Source organism: Stenotrophomonas sp. 05N37, assembly GCF_056397365.1.
The window spans coordinates 1,403,092-1,416,146 of the sequence record NZ_JBFTNG010000001.1 but is presented as its reverse complement, the minus strand read 5'-3'; the positions used below and the strand labels follow the sequence as shown (position 1 = coordinate 1,416,146).

Below are 13,055 nucleotides of genomic sequence, written 5' to 3'. Positions count from 1 at the left end.
CGTGGCCACGCCGGCATGGCCACGCTGCGGCGCACGCGCCCACCGCACGAGGGCGGATAGCGCTTACGGTGCCTTCGGCAACGCCGCGCCCTTCGGCCACAGCATCCAGATGCTGCCCTTCTGCTTCATGTCGCCGGCCAGCTTGCCGGCGGCGTCGCCGGTGCCCCAGAACAGGTCGGCGCGCACTTCGCCGGCGATCGCGCCGCCGGTGTCCTGCGCGGCCACCGGGCGTACCACCGGGGTGCCGTCCGGGCGGGTGGTGGACAGCCACAGCAGGCTGCCTAGCGGCACCACGGTGCGGTCCACCGCGACGCTGTAGCCGGCGGTGAGCGGCACGTTCAAGGAGCCGCGCGGGCCGTCGTCGCCGTCCGGGCCCTTGGTAAAGAACACGTAGCTGGGGTTGCTGGCGAGCAGCTCGGGCACGCGTGCCGGATGGGCAACCGCCCAGGCGCGGATCGCGTCCATGGTGACGTCCTCCTTCTTCAGCTCGCCCTGCTCCACCAGCCAGCGCCCGATCGGCCGGTAGGGGTGGCCATTCTGGTCGGCGTAGGCGATGCGCAGGTGGCGGCCATCCGGCAGGACGATACGGCCCGAACCCTGGATCTGCAGGAACTGCAGGTCCATCGGGTGGGTGAGCCAGGCCAGCACCGGCGCCTTGGCGCCATGGGTGGCAATCGTGGCGGCATCGTCGTAGGGCGTAAGTACGCGCCCCTCGACGCGACCACGCAGGCGCTTGCCCTTGAGCTCGGGGTAGAGGCTGTCGAGCTGCACGCTGACCATGTCCGTGGGCACGCCGTACACCGGCACCGTCGCCTTGGCGGTACGAACGAGGCTGCCGGGATAGATGGGCTCGTAGTAGCCGGTGATCAGGCCGTCGGCGCGGTTGCCGGCCGCGCGCAGGGCGTAGACGTCCAGGCGTTCCTGCAGGAACTGGCGGATGGCCGCGGGCGTGCCGTCGAGGTGGGTGGCCGCAGCACAGGTGGACGCCCAGGCGGCATCGGTCTTCAGGCGCGGGCAACTGCTGCGCCACGCCGCGAAACCCGCCTGCAGGTCGGCATCGGAGACGGCCGGCAGGGCCTTCCAGTCGGCCTTGAGGTAGGGGGTGGCGGGCACGCTGGGACGCTGCGGGGCGACGGCGCAGCTGGTGAGCAGGGCCAGCCACAGGATGAGCAGCGCGGGGCGTTTGCAAGCATCGGAGATGCGCGTGGTCGTCATGAGCGAAGGTCCTGAGATGGTAGAGCCGACCGTTGGTCGGCTGGCGCGGGAACCGCGCGATGGGTCGATGCGACGTGCAGCCGACCAACGGTCGGCTCTACGGGGTGGCGTGGGGTCAATGTTACGTGCAGCCGACCAACGGTCGGCTCTACGGGGCGGCGCGGGGGCAAGGTTACGTGCAGCCGACCAACGGTCGGCTCTACGGGGCGGCGTGGGGGCAAGGTTACGTGCAGTCGACCAACGGTCGGCTCTACGGGGCGGCGCGGGGGCAAGGTTACGTGCAGCCGACCAACGGTCGGCTCTACGGGGCGGCGTGGGGTCGATGTTACGTGTAGCCGACCAACGGTCGGCTCTACGGGGTGGCGTGGGGTCAAATTTACGTGCAGCCGACCAACGGTCGGCTCTACGGGGTGGCGTGGGGTCAATGTTACGTGCAGCCGACCAACGGTCGGCTCTACGGGGCGGCGTGGGGTCAAGGCGACTGCTGCAGCAGCGAGTGCAGGATGCGGGCGTCGTCGGCATCCAGCGTGGCGGGCAGGTCATCGCGGCCGCGGAAGCGGCGATGGAACGCGCCGACGGCGGCATCGCGATCGTCCAGCGGATAGCCGAACGCCTGCAGCGCCAGCCACGGATCGAAACCGGGCGGGGCCGGGCCGTCGCTGTCGCGTGGCCATACGCCGAAACCGGCCTGGGCCAGTTGCTGCCACGGGAAGAAGCGGCTCGGGTCCTGTTTGCGCGCAGGGGCGAGGTCGGCATGGCCGATCACCTGCGTACGCGGGATGCGCAGGCGCGTGCACAGGTCGTCGAGCAGGCGGATCAACGCATCGATCTGCGCAGGCGCGAACGGGGTGTCGCCGTCGTTGTCGATCTCGATGCCGATGGATGCCGAGTTCAGATCGGTGATCGCGCCCCAACGGCCGGGGCCGGCGTGCCACGCGCGGCGGTCATCCCCCACGAGCTGGTAGAGATGGCCGTCGGCACCGACCAGGTAATGCGAACTGACCTTGCCGCCGCTGTTGGCGCTGCGCAGGGTGTCCAGGCTCTGTTGCACCGAGTGCTGGTCGGTGTGGTGCAGCACGATGATGACCGGGCCACGCGCGTTGTGATTGGGCGATGCCACCCAGGTGGCAAGCGGGCTGCGGATGCCGGTGCTGGCGCAGGCGGCGAGCAGCAGGCAGGCGAACAGTGACAGCAGGGGTCGGATCTGGCGCATGCGCGCATTGTGCGCGATTCGGCGCGAGGTTGCCGGGCGTCGACTCCGTCGAGGGCGGCGCGCAACAGCCGTGGCGCCACACCATACGTGGCGACTGTTGGCGATGCGCCCAAACAAAAAAGCCGGCGACCCGAAGGCCGCCGGCGAAAGTACAACGTCTCTCTCTCGTTTCTTGTTTCTGTCGGTGCCGGGCAACGCCCGGCACCAAGCGGTGGCGGCGATCAGGCCTCGTAGGCCGATTCGCCATGCGAGGTGACATCCAGGCCGGTGCGTTCCGCTTCTTCGGTGACGCGCAGGCCGAACACCATGCGCACCACCAGCAGGATCACCGCGGTGACCACGGCGCACCAGACGATGGTGAAGCCGACGCTGACCAGCTGCACCCAGACCTGGTGGCCGATGTCCAGGTCGGCCTTGGTGCCGCCCAGCGACTGTGCGCTGAACACACCGGTGAGCAGCGCGCCGACGATGCCGCCGATGCCATGCACGCCGAACACGTCGGCGGTGTCGTCCACGCGCAGCAGGCGCTTGAGGCCGGTCACGCCCCACACGCAGACCACGCCGGCCACCAGGCCGATCACGATCGCGCCGAGCGGGCCGACGGTGCCGCAGGCCGGGGTGATGCCGACCAGGCCGGCGACGGCGCCGGATGCCGCGCCCAGGGCCGAGGGCTTGCCCTTGCTGACCGCTTCGACCAGGGTCCAGCCCAGCACTGCGGCGGCAGTGGCGAGGATGGTGTTGATGAAGGCCAGCGAGGCGACGGTGTCGGCGGCGGCGGCCGAGCCGGCGTTGAAGCCGAACCAGCCCACCCACAGCAGCATCGCGCCGATGTAGGTGAACGGCACGTTGTGCGGCTTCAGCGCGGTCTGGCCATAACCAATCCGCTTGCCGACGAAGTACGCGCCGACCAGACCGGCCACGCCCGCGTTGATGTGCACGACGGTGCCACCGGCGAAATCGATCGCCCCCATCTCACCCAGGTAGCCGCCGCCCCACACGATGTGGGCCATCGGGATGTAGCTCAGGGTGAACCACAGCGCCGAGAACAGCAGGACCGCCTTGAACTTGATGCGCTCGGCGAATGCACCGACGATCAGCGCGGTGGTGATGCCGGCGAAGGTGGACTGGAAGGCGACGAACAGGTAGTCGGGCAGGCCCTTGATCGGCGTGTTGCCGACCGAATCCGGGCTGAAGCCCTTGAGGAAGGCGAACTCGGTGAATGAACCGAAGAAGGCGTTGCCTTCGCTGAACACCGCGCTGTAGCCGTAGGCCACCCACAGGATCAGGATCAGCGAGAACACCACCAGGATCTGGCTGAGGATGGACAGCACGTTCTTGGAGCGCACCAGGCCGCCGTAGAACAGGGCCAGGCCCGGCACCACCATCAGCAGCACCAGCAGGGTGGAGGTGAGCATCCAGGCCACGTCGCCGTGGTCGAAGGTGGGTGCGGCTGCGGCGGCTTCAACGGCCGCCGCCGGTGCCGGGGTAGCGGCGGGCAGCGGCTCGACGGCGACGGTTTCCGACGGCGCCGGGGTGACCTGGGCCTGGGCGTGCGCGCTGCCGGAGAACGCGCCAACGGCCAGCGCGCTGATCAGCATCATCAGGCACACGGCATGGAACCGGGCTTGCCACCCGGTGAACAAAGAGGTCTTCATTGTGGGCTCCGAGTGGGGTTAGAGCGCGTCAGCGCCGATTTCGCCGGTGCGGATGCGAACGACCTGTTCGACCGCGGTCACGAAGATCTTGCCGTCACCGATCTTGCCGGTGCCGGCCGCGTTCTGGATCGCTTCGACCACCGCGTCCAGGCGGTCGTCGGTGACCACGGTTTCGATCTTGATCTTCGGCAGGAAATCCACGACGTACTCCGCGCCGCGATACAACTCGGTGTGGCCCTTCTGGCGGCCGAAGCCTTTCACTTCGGTCACGGTGATGCCCGACACGCCCGCATCGGAGAGGGCCTCGCGGACCTCGTCGAGCTTGAACGGTCGGATGATGGCGGAGATCAATTTCATGCGCATGTCCCGATGGTGGATGGAACCGGCGATCGCTTGCTGGCCGGTGTCAGGTCAGCGGGCGGCCACTTGCACATGGCCGCCCACTGGTGCGCCGAACGTTGCATGGGCCTCGCCAATGCCGCCGCCCCGTGGGCGGTGGCGCTGGTGACGCGGGAGGGAGGATGGGCCCATGGCACGCGTCCGGTCTCTCTTGCCCCTGGTGGTGCAGCGGACCAACGGTCCGCTTTTTTTTCCACGCAGCGGACCAACGGTCCGCTCTACGCATGGTTGCCTTGCCGGCTCCCCAGCCGACAAAGCGGCGACGATGACGAAGGTGGGAGGGAGGTCCTTCGTCATCGTCGCCTGTTGCTCAGTTGGCGTAGTACATCTGGTACTCGAGGGGGTGGGTGGCGGCGCGGAAGCGGGTCACTTCCTGCATCTTCAGCGCGATGTAGCCATCGATGAAGTCGTCGCTCATCACGCCACCGGCCTTGAGGAACTCGCGGTCCTTGTCCAGCGCTTCCAGGGCCTGGTCCAGCGAGGAGCAGACCTGCGGGATCAGCTTCTCTTCTTCCGGCGGCAGGTCGTACAGGTCCTTGTCGCTCGGCGCGCCCGGATCGATCTGGTTCTTGATGCCGTCCAGGCCGGCCATCATCAGCACGGTGAAGGTGAGGTAGCCGGACTGGATCGGATCGGGGAAGCGCATTTCGATGCGGCGTGCCTTCGGGTTGGACACCCACGGAATGCGGCACGAGGCCGAGCGGTTGCGGGCCGAGTAGGCCAGCATGACCGGGGCTTCAAAGCCCGGGACCAGGCGCTTGTAGCTGTTGGTGCCGGAGTTGGCGAAGGCGTTGATGGCCTTGGCGTGCTTGAAGATGCCGCCGATGTACCACAGCGCCAGCTGGCTCAGGCCGCCGTAGCCGTCGCCGGAGAACAGGTTGGTGCCGCCCTTGGACAGCGACTGGTGCACGTGCATGCCGCTGCCGTTGTCGCCGACGATCGGCTTGGGCATGAAGGTGGCGGTCTTGCCGTTGCGGTGGGCGACGTTCTTGATGACGTGCTTCATGCGCAGCAGTTCGTCGGCCTTCTGCACCAGGGTGCTGAACTTGGTGCCGATCTCGCACTGGCCGGCGGTGGCCACTTCGTGGTGCTGCACTTCGACTTCGATGCCGACCTGTTCCAGTGTCTTGCACATTTCAGCGCGCAGGTCGTGCAGCGAGTCGGTCGGCGGGACCGGGAAATAGCCGCCCTTCACGGCCGGGCGATAGCCGCTGTTGGCGCCGTCGAACTTGTCGCCGGTGCTCCAGGCCGCTTCTTCGGAATCGATCTTGAAGAAGGTGTTGCCCATGTCGTTGGCGAAGCGGACCGAGTCGAAGATGAAGAACTCCGGCTCCGGGCCGAAGAAGGCCTGTTCGGCGATGCCGGAGGACTTCAGGTAGGCCTCGGCGCGCTTGGCGATGCCGCGCGGGCAGCGGCCGTACGGCTGCATGGTGGCCGGGTCGAGGATGTCGCAGCTGATGACCAGGGTCGGGTCGGCGTAGAACGGGTCGATGTAGGCGCTGGCCGGGTCCGGGAGCAGGACCATGTCCGATTCGTTGATGCCCTTCCAACCGGCGATGGAGCTGCCATCGAACATCTTGCCTTCTTCGAACAGGGACGGCTCGACGATGCTCACCGGGAAGGTGACGTGCTGTTCGATACCGCGCATGTCGACGAAACGCAGGTCGATGAACTCGATCTGGTTGTCCTTGATCAGCTTCTCAACGTTTTCCACGGACATCGGTGAAACCCTCGGATGGATGATTGCGTGGAATAGATAGAGCAATCGCCGTGCCAACTTTTGAGGCCTCACAAGTCGTTGATTTCACTGCACGTGCACTGCACTGGGGCCTGAACGGTGCGCACCACGATGGTGCAACGGCCGCGCCACGCACACATTTGGTGCGGCGTTTGATGTTTTATGCTCTACGCCGATTTCACCCATTCCGAGCCCCAACCACCGATGTCCGACCTGCTCTCCGCCCTCCTGCTGGGCATCCTCGAAGGCCTCACCGAATTCCTGCCGATCTCCAGCACCGGCCACCTGCTGATCGCCCAGCACTGGCTGGGCGCGCGCTCGGACTTCTTCAACATCGTGATCCAGGCCGGCGCGATCCTGGCCATCACCCTGGTGTTCCGCCAGCGCCTGTGGTCATTGGCCACCGGCCTGCACGAGCGCGCCAACCGCGACTACGTGATGAAGCTGGGCACCGCCTTCCTGGTCACCGCGGTCGTCGGCCTGCCGGTGCGCCTGGCCGGCTGGGAACTGCCCGAGACGGTCACGCCGGTGGCGTGGGCGCTGATCATCGGCGGCCTCTGGATGATCCTGGTGGAGACCTACAGCGCGCGCCTGCCCGACCGCGACGAAGTGACCTGGAAGGTGGCGATCCTGGTCGGCCTGGCGCAGGTGGTGGCGGGCGTGTTCCCCGGCACCTCGCGCTCGGCGGCGGCGATCTTCATCGCGATGCTGTTCGGCCTGAGCCGGCGCGCGGCGGCCACCGAGTTCGTGTTCCTGGTCGGCATCCCGACCATGTTCGCCGCCAGCGCCTATGCGTTCCTGGAACTGGCCAAGGACGGCAACCTGGCCAGCGAGAACTGGACCGACGTGGGCGTGGCCTTCGTTGCCGCGGTCATCACCGGGTTCGTCGTAGTGAAGTGGCTGCTGGGCTACATCAAGTCGCACCGGTTCACCGCGTTTGCGTTCTATCGCATCGCGCTCGGTGCGGCCCTGCTGCTGTGGTTGCCTGCTGGCAACTGAACGCGACCGGCGCGCGCCAACCCCGTTTCACGTTGCACCCCGTTTTCCACGGGTTCCCAAGGAGATGTCCATGAAACGCACCCGCACCCTGATGCTGATCCTGCCGCTGGCCCTGATGGCCGCCTGCAGCAACCCCTCCACCCCGGCCCCCGCCGGTACCGGTGGCGATGACCTGGCGCCGGCCCCGACCGCCGCCGCCGACGCCAAGGCCGTGGAGAAGCTGGACATGCAGCGCCTGCAGGGCAACCACTGGCTGCTGGACAGCGCCACCGATGCCAGCGGCAAGCGCGTGGATGCGCTGTTCGCGCGCGCCGACAAGCCGGTCACGCTGGACTTCAAGGACGGCCGCCTGTCGGTGGGCAACACCTGCAACCGCATGGGCGGCGGCTACACGCTGGCCGATGGCACGCTGACCGTCACGCCGATGGCCTCGACCATGATGGCCTGCACCGACAAGGCGCTGATGGCGCTGGACCAGGCCGTGGGCTCGCGGCTGGAGGGCGCGCTCAAGGCCGAACTGGCCGGCCAGGGCCAGCTGACCCTGCGCACCGCCACCGGCGACGTGCTGGTGTTCACCCCCGAGCCGACCGCCGAAACCCGCTACGGCGGTGAAGGTGAGACGGTATTCCTGGAGGTGGCCGCGCAGACCAAGCCGTGCTCGCACCCGATGATCCCGAACATGCAGTGCCTGCAGACCCGCGAAGTGAAATTCGACGACAAGGGCCTCAAGCAGGGCACGCCGGGCGCGTTCGAGAATTTCTACGGCACGATCGAGGGCTACACCCACGAAGATGGCGTGCGCAACGTGGTGCGCGTGAAGCGCTACACGATCGCCAACCCGCCGGCCGATGGGTCGTCGCTGGCGTATGTGCTGGACATGGTGGTCGAATCGGAACAGAAGTAACCACGGAGTACCGGCCGTTGGCCGGTCCGCGGCCGGGGCGGCACGCACGCGCCGCAGACGACGAAGGGCGGCCCATGGGCCGCCCTTCTTCATGACCGGGTAGTGCCGGCAGACCGGCCTGCACCGGCGTCTGCCGGATCGCCGATCAGGCCAGCGCCGGGTTCAGCGTGTAGGTGCCGTGCAACGTCGCTTCGGCCAGTACGTGGCCGTGCATCGCACGGTGCACGTCGGCCGCGGTGAACGGCGTGGGCAGGTCCAGCTGCGCTACGTCGAGGGCGAACACGCGGAAGAAATAGCGGTGCACGCGTTCGTCGTTGAACGGCGGGTACGGGCCGTCATAGCCGAGGTACTGGCCGGCCATGTCCGGATTGCCGGCGAACCAGCCGGTGAAGTCGTTCAGGCCCTGGCGCGCGCCCGCCGGTCCGGCCGGTGCGGTTTTGCCCTTGACCGTGAAGCCTTCGCTGCAGCTGCCCGCGGCGATGGCATGGACGCTGGCCGGGATATCGGCCATCGCCCAGTGGACGAAATCCGCGCGCGGCTGGTCGCGCGGTACGCTGCAATCGTGGCGACCGACCGTGTCCGGCACGGTCGGCACGTCCGGATCGACGCACAGCAGGACGAACGAACGGGTGCCCTCGGGCACCTCGCTCCAGGCCAGCTGCGGGTTGCGGTTGGCGGCGAAGCCGTTGGCGTCGCCGGCGGCGAACTCGGCCGCGATCGGCTGGCCGGCGTGGATGCTGGTGCTGCTCAGGCGCATGGGGGGTCCTTACTGTTCGGGATAGCCAAGACGGACGGCGACGGGGGTCAGCAGCGCGAACGCCGGTGCCATCAGCTCGCGATACTGGCGCCATTCCCCGCTGGGCATGCGTGGCGGCCCCAGCGAGGGCGCCGGCGGGAAGCGCGTGCCGAACAGGTGGCCGAGGTGCGCGGCCATTACTGCCGGGTCGTTGCCGATGTCATCGATGCGCACCAGCGCGTGCGGGTACAGATCCTGTTCGTGCAGCGTGGCCACCTGGGCCAGCGAACGTGCCAGCCATTCGGCGGCCTCGTCGATGGAGGTGACCGCCAGCGGGGCAGGCGCGCCGTTGGCCAGCCAGTGCAGCAGCATGTCGCGCGGGTCGCGCAGCACCACCAGCAGGCGCCCTTCGGGCAACTGCGGGCGCAGCGCCCACAGCAGCGCGTTGTCCCACCACAGCAGCCAGTCGATCAGGTTGGCGTCGGCCAGGCCACGCGCCGGCAACTGCTCGCGCCACTGCTCCACCAGCCGTTCGGGGCTGAGCTTGCCGGTCGAGAGGTCCTGCAGGGTGTGGTAGCTCTGGAAGGCATCGTCGGGCGGGTTGGGGCCGAAGCGGTCGCCACGCAGCACCGGGCTGGCCGCCGCGATCGCGGCGATCACCCGTTCCACGCCGGAGCCGGGAGCGCCCCAGACGAACATCGGGCGGGCGGTATTGGCCTCGCTGATGCTGCCCAGGTCGGGCCAGGTCAGCGGTGCCTTGGCCTGCGGCGGCAGCGGCAGGCGCTGGCCGGCCTCGGCCACGTGCAGGCCGACCCAGCTGCGCAGGGCGTCGGCGTGCTGGCCGGCTTCGTGCTGCACCGAGCCCAGCCACGCACGCAGGGTGCCCTTGGCGTCGTCATGCGCGGCGTCATGGATGGCCTGCACATGCGCCACCGCCGCGGCGGGATCACGCGCCAGCAGGGCATCGACAATGCGGGTCTCGCCACTGGCGCGGCCCGGCTCGATCGCCACGATGCGGCGTGCCACGGCTTCGGCGGCGTCGTTCTCGCCGGCCATGTCGTGCAGGCGCATGCGGGTTTCCATCGCCGGCAGGTGCGCGGGCATGGCCTGCAGCCAACGCTCGGCCACCGCCACCGCGTCGGCACTGCCCACCGTTTCGATGGACAGGCGCGCCAGCCACAGGTCGTGCAGCTGCGGGTGGGTCTCCAGCACCGCATCGAGGGTGTCGCGGGCCTGCTGCTCGCGGCCCAGGCGCTGCCAGGCCATCAGCAGCAGCTGCAGGGTCTGGCGGTCGGCGGGGCTCTGCTCCAGCAGCGGCAGCAGGTGTTCCAGGGCCTGCAACGGCTGCCCGGACTGCAATTCCAGCTCGCCGGCCAGGCGGCGCATCGCCGGGGTGTCCCCCTCGGCAGAGGCCAGGATCTGGCGCATGGTCGCCGCCGCGCCGTCGATGTTGCCCTGGCGCACCTGCAACTGGACCAGCAGGCCAAACAGCGAGGTCAGCGCCGGATTGAGGTCGAGCACGCGGCGGAACGCCTGCTCGGCGAAGGCCAGCATCTCCTTGCCCAGGTAGGCAAAGCCCAGTGCGTACAGCACGCGCGCGTCGTTGGGCAGCGCCTGTGCGGCCGCCGACAACAGCGCCACCGCACGGTCGCCCTCGCCACGGCGCAGCGCGATCATGCCGTTGAGGGCGGCCAGCTCGGGGTGGTCCGGCTCGACCCGGCTGGCGGTGCGGGTGACCCGCTCGGCCTCGTCCACGTCGTTGCGGGCCAGCGCCATGTGCGCCTGCATCAGGTAAGCGGCCAACGCGTTGGGGTTCAGCGTGGCGGTGCGGTCCAGCGCCGAGTCGGCGGCGTCGAACTGGCGCAGGGCCAGCAGCAGGCCGGCATGCTGCAGGTGCAGGTCCGGGTTTTCCGGGGCCAGTGCCAGCGCCTGCTGGAGGCTGTCCAGGGCCGCATCGAACTGGCCCTGCTGCTGCAGCGAGAGGGCCAGCCAGCGGTGCGCCTGCGGCTGCTCCGGCTCGGCCTGGATCCACTCGCGGGCCAGCTGCGCGGCGTCGTCGGCCGCGTTGCGGCGCAGGGCTTGGAGAATCTTGTCTTGCATGACGGTCCAGCGTGGGGTCAAACCCCGATTGTAGAACACGCCTACGGCGATCACCCGTGCGCCGCGCCGCGCCCGGCGGGCCGCCGCCGGGCCGGCTCAGCGCAGGGCTTCGATGCGCAGCCGCTGGGCCACCCAGCGCTCGGAGAAACCGTCGCCGCGCCAGTTTTCCAGGAAGCCGCAATGGCCGCCCCACGGGGCGATCTCCAGGTGGGCGTGGGCCGGCAGCCCCCAGCCGTTGAAGGTGGCGAAGGGAATCACCGGGTCGTCCTTGGCCATCAGGATGTCCGCCGGCACGGCCAGCTCGGCCAGGCGGTCGCCGGCGATGGAATAGCCGTCGAAGTACGCCTGCAGCGAGCCGAAGTCGGTGTGGTGTTCGACCAGCCAGGCGGTCAGCGCGCGGATGTCCAGCTTGAGCACGCGGTCGTCCCAGTCGCTCAGCTCGGGGAACAGGTCGCGCTTGCGGCGCAGCGAGCCGGCCCACTTGCGGCGGAAGTACCAGTCGTACATCGCCGGACCGTTCTCGATGCTCTCCATGGTGATGGCCGGATCGAGCACCGGGCACACCGAGGCGACCCGGCGCAGCGGCACCCCGGCCGAGGGCGCCCGCAATGCCAGGCGCAGCACGAAGTTGCCGCCCAGCGAGTAACCGGCCGCCACCAGCGGCAGTTGCGGCCAGCGCAGGGCGATGTCGCTGGCGGCGTGCACCACTTCATCGATGCGATTGGAATGGAAGATGCCGGGATTGAGGTGATGGGTATTGCCGTGGTCGCGGAAATTCAGCCGCACCACGTCGAAGCCTTCCTCGAGCATGCGCGCGGCGGTCATGCGCATGTAGCTGGACTCGGCACTGCCTTCCCAGCCATGCAGCAGCAGCGCCATGCCGATCGGCTCGCGGCCTTCCACGTGGCTGTGCCAGCCCTGCAGGCGCACGCCCTGGCCACCGTCCAGGATCAGTTCCTCGGTGACCGCGCCGGTGGCGGCAAGCAGCATCAGCCCACGCTGCATGCGCATGCGGCTGGAGCTGAGCATCGACTGCAGGTGCGGATTGCGCAGCCAACGCGGGGGTTGATAGTCGGCAGCGGTCAACATGGGCGGCAGACTGCTCCCGATGGCGACGCCGGCGCGTGAAGGGCCGCCATGCACTATTCGGCGGACATCGCCGCCAGGATGCGCGCGCGCGAGGTTTCGGCGATGCGGCGACGGCCTTCCAGGTCATGGGTCCCGATCGGCGCCAGGAAATGCACCTCGGCGCGACGCGCCGGTTCTCCCAGCAGGCGCAGGAAGTTGGCGAAGAAACTCTCCTTCGGACCAAAGGCGACGATGGTCTGGGCGTCACCGCGCCAGCCGTAGCGCAGCGCCACCGGCTGCACCGGGACCTGGGCTTCGACAGCGGCCTGGAAGATGCGCGCATGGAACGGGCCGACGTCGTGGCCGCCGCGGGTGCGTCCTTCCGGGAACACGCCCACGGCCTTGCCCTCGCGCAGGCGCACGACCATTTCCTGCATCACCCCACCGAGCGATTCGGTGCTGCCGCGCTGGTGGAAGATGGTCTGGCCGCGCGCGGCCAACCAGCCCACCACGGGCCAGCCGGCGATTTCGCGCTTGGCGACGAAGCCCATCATGCGCTGGCTGTGCAGCACCGAGATGTCCACCCAGCTGACGTGATTGGCCACGAACAGCACGGCACCCGGCAGCGGCGTGCCGATCCGCTGCAGGCGGAAGCCGAAGATCCACATCAGCCCGCCGGACCATGCGTTGACCGCGGCATGCTCGAACAGGCGCGTGCCCACGCGCATGCGTCCCCATGGCGGGAGCATGGCGATCAGCAGCATCGGCAGGAACAGCAACAGGTGGACCAGCAGCAGCGGTACGCGGTACAGATAACGGCACACACGCGCCACGCCGCCACGTGAGGCCGGGGTGGGGGAATTCATCCGCGAACGATACCGGAGCGCCGCGGGGTCTGCCAGCGCGAACCGGACAAATCGATGGCGCGGGCGGGCCAGCCACCGCAGGGGGTCAAGCCACTGCCCGTGCCTGGCACAGCGCGTCAGCCGACTGTGCGCCGGCGCACTGTGCCGACCGGCGCAACACAG

The 13,055-nt window shown here is 68.8% G+C and carries 11 protein-coding genes; 2 read left to right on the top strand and 9 right to left on the bottom strand.

Annotated features, from left to right (window positions below):
* Positions 1-63 precede the first annotated feature (63 nt).
* The 5 genes from mltA to glnA all read right to left on the bottom strand — a co-directional run bounded on the left by mltA (position 64) and on the right by glnA (position 6,202).
* A complete protein-coding gene (gene mltA / locus AC1DGC_RS06105) occupies positions 64-1,215 on the bottom strand; it encodes a murein transglycosylase A (protein WP_478047428.1) in 1,152 nt (383 codons plus the stop codon).
* Between the two features lie 472 nt (positions 1,216-1,687).
* On the bottom strand, positions 1,688-2,428 hold the full coding sequence (locus AC1DGC_RS06100) for an N-acetylmuramoyl-L-alanine amidase (protein ID WP_259206893.1): 741 nt from the start codon (positions 2,426-2,428) through the stop codon (positions 1,688-1,690).
* A 221-nt stretch (positions 2,429-2,649) separates the two neighbouring features.
* Positions 2,650-4,083, bottom strand: coding sequence for an ammonium transporter (locus tag AC1DGC_RS06095; protein WP_259206894.1), 1,434 nt, complete (start codon positions 4,081-4,083; stop codon positions 2,650-2,652).
* 18 nt (positions 4,084-4,101) lie between these two features.
* Positions 4,102-4,440 carry a P-II family nitrogen regulator gene (locus AC1DGC_RS06090; RefSeq protein WP_026070924.1) on the bottom strand — a complete coding sequence of 113 codons (339 nt, stop codon included), beginning with the start codon at positions 4,438-4,440 and terminating at the stop codon, positions 4,102-4,104.
* Between the two features lie 352 nt (positions 4,441-4,792).
* Positions 4,793-6,202: a type I glutamate--ammonia ligase gene (gene glnA / locus AC1DGC_RS06085; RefSeq protein ID WP_259206899.1), complete on the bottom strand. Its 1,410-nt coding sequence runs from the start codon at positions 6,200-6,202 to the stop codon at positions 4,793-4,795.
* 222 nt (positions 6,203-6,424) lie between these two features.
* Between glnA and AC1DGC_RS06080 the strand changes: the two genes are divergently transcribed.
* Positions 6,425-7,219: an undecaprenyl-diphosphate phosphatase gene (locus AC1DGC_RS06080; protein WP_478047482.1), complete on the top strand. Its 795-nt coding sequence runs from the start codon at positions 6,425-6,427 to the stop codon at positions 7,217-7,219.
* 70 nt (positions 7,220-7,289) lie between these two features.
* Positions 7,290-8,123 (top strand): META and DUF4377 domain-containing protein, encoded by an 834-nt coding sequence (locus AC1DGC_RS06075; protein WP_259206903.1) that lies wholly within the window; start codon positions 7,290-7,292, stop codon positions 8,121-8,123.
* A 145-nt stretch (positions 8,124-8,268) separates the two neighbouring features.
* On the opposite strand, the gene AC1DGC_RS06070 is transcribed toward AC1DGC_RS06075, so the two are convergent.
* From AC1DGC_RS06070 to AC1DGC_RS06055, 4 genes are all read right to left on the bottom strand, one after another.
* Positions 8,269-8,880 (bottom strand): YbhB/YbcL family Raf kinase inhibitor-like protein, encoded by a 612-nt coding sequence (locus AC1DGC_RS06070; RefSeq protein ID WP_478047427.1) that lies wholly within the window; start codon positions 8,878-8,880, stop codon positions 8,269-8,271.
* A gap of 9 nt (positions 8,881-8,889) precedes the next feature.
* Positions 8,890-10,959, bottom strand: a complete 2,070-nt coding sequence (locus AC1DGC_RS06065) for a tetratricopeptide repeat protein (RefSeq protein ID WP_259206908.1) — start codon at positions 10,957-10,959, stop codon at positions 8,890-8,892.
* Between the two features lie 96 nt (positions 10,960-11,055).
* Positions 11,056-12,045, bottom strand: a complete 990-nt coding sequence (locus tag AC1DGC_RS06060) for a YheT family hydrolase (protein ID WP_259206946.1) — start codon at positions 12,043-12,045, stop codon at positions 11,056-11,058.
* Positions 12,046-12,101: 56 nt separating this feature from the next.
* On the bottom strand, positions 12,102-12,893 hold the full coding sequence (locus AC1DGC_RS06055; RefSeq protein ID WP_259206910.1) for a lysophospholipid acyltransferase family protein: 792 nt from the start codon (positions 12,891-12,893) through the stop codon (positions 12,102-12,104).
* Between the last annotated feature and the right edge of the window lie 162 nt (positions 12,894-13,055).

Excerpts from the sequence above, each read along its gene's own strand:
- mltA (WP_478047428.1), bottom strand. The coding sequence starts at position 1,215 with ATGACGACCACGCGCATCTCCGATGCTTGCAAACGCCCCGCGCTGCTC.
- AC1DGC_RS06100 (WP_259206893.1), bottom strand. The coding sequence starts at position 2,428 with ATGCGCCAGATCCGACCCCTGCTGTCACTGTTCGCCTGCCTGCTGCTC.
- AC1DGC_RS06095 (WP_259206894.1), bottom strand. The coding sequence starts at position 4,083 with ATGAAGACCTCTTTGTTCACCGGGTGGCAAGCCCGGTTCCATGCCGTG.
- AC1DGC_RS06090 (WP_026070924.1), bottom strand. The coding sequence starts at position 4,440 with ATGAAATTGATCTCCGCCATCATCCGACCGTTCAAGCTCGACGAGGTC.
- glnA (WP_259206899.1), bottom strand. The coding sequence starts at position 6,202 with ATGTCCGTGGAAAACGTTGAGAAGCTGATCAAGGACAACCAGATCGAG.
- AC1DGC_RS06080 (WP_478047482.1), top strand. The coding sequence starts at position 6,425 with ATGTCCGACCTGCTCTCCGCCCTCCTGCTGGGCATCCTCGAAGGCCTC.
- AC1DGC_RS06075 (WP_259206903.1), top strand. The coding sequence starts at position 7,290 with ATGAAACGCACCCGCACCCTGATGCTGATCCTGCCGCTGGCCCTGATG.
- AC1DGC_RS06070 (WP_478047427.1), bottom strand. The coding sequence starts at position 8,880 with ATGCGCCTGAGCAGCACCAGCATCCACGCCGGCCAGCCGATCGCGGCC.
- AC1DGC_RS06065 (WP_259206908.1), bottom strand. The coding sequence starts at position 10,959 with ATGCAAGACAAGATTCTCCAAGCCCTGCGCCGCAACGCGGCCGACGAC.
- AC1DGC_RS06055 (WP_259206910.1), bottom strand. The coding sequence starts at position 12,893 with ATGAATTCCCCCACCCCGGCCTCACGTGGCGGCGTGGCGCGTGTGTGC.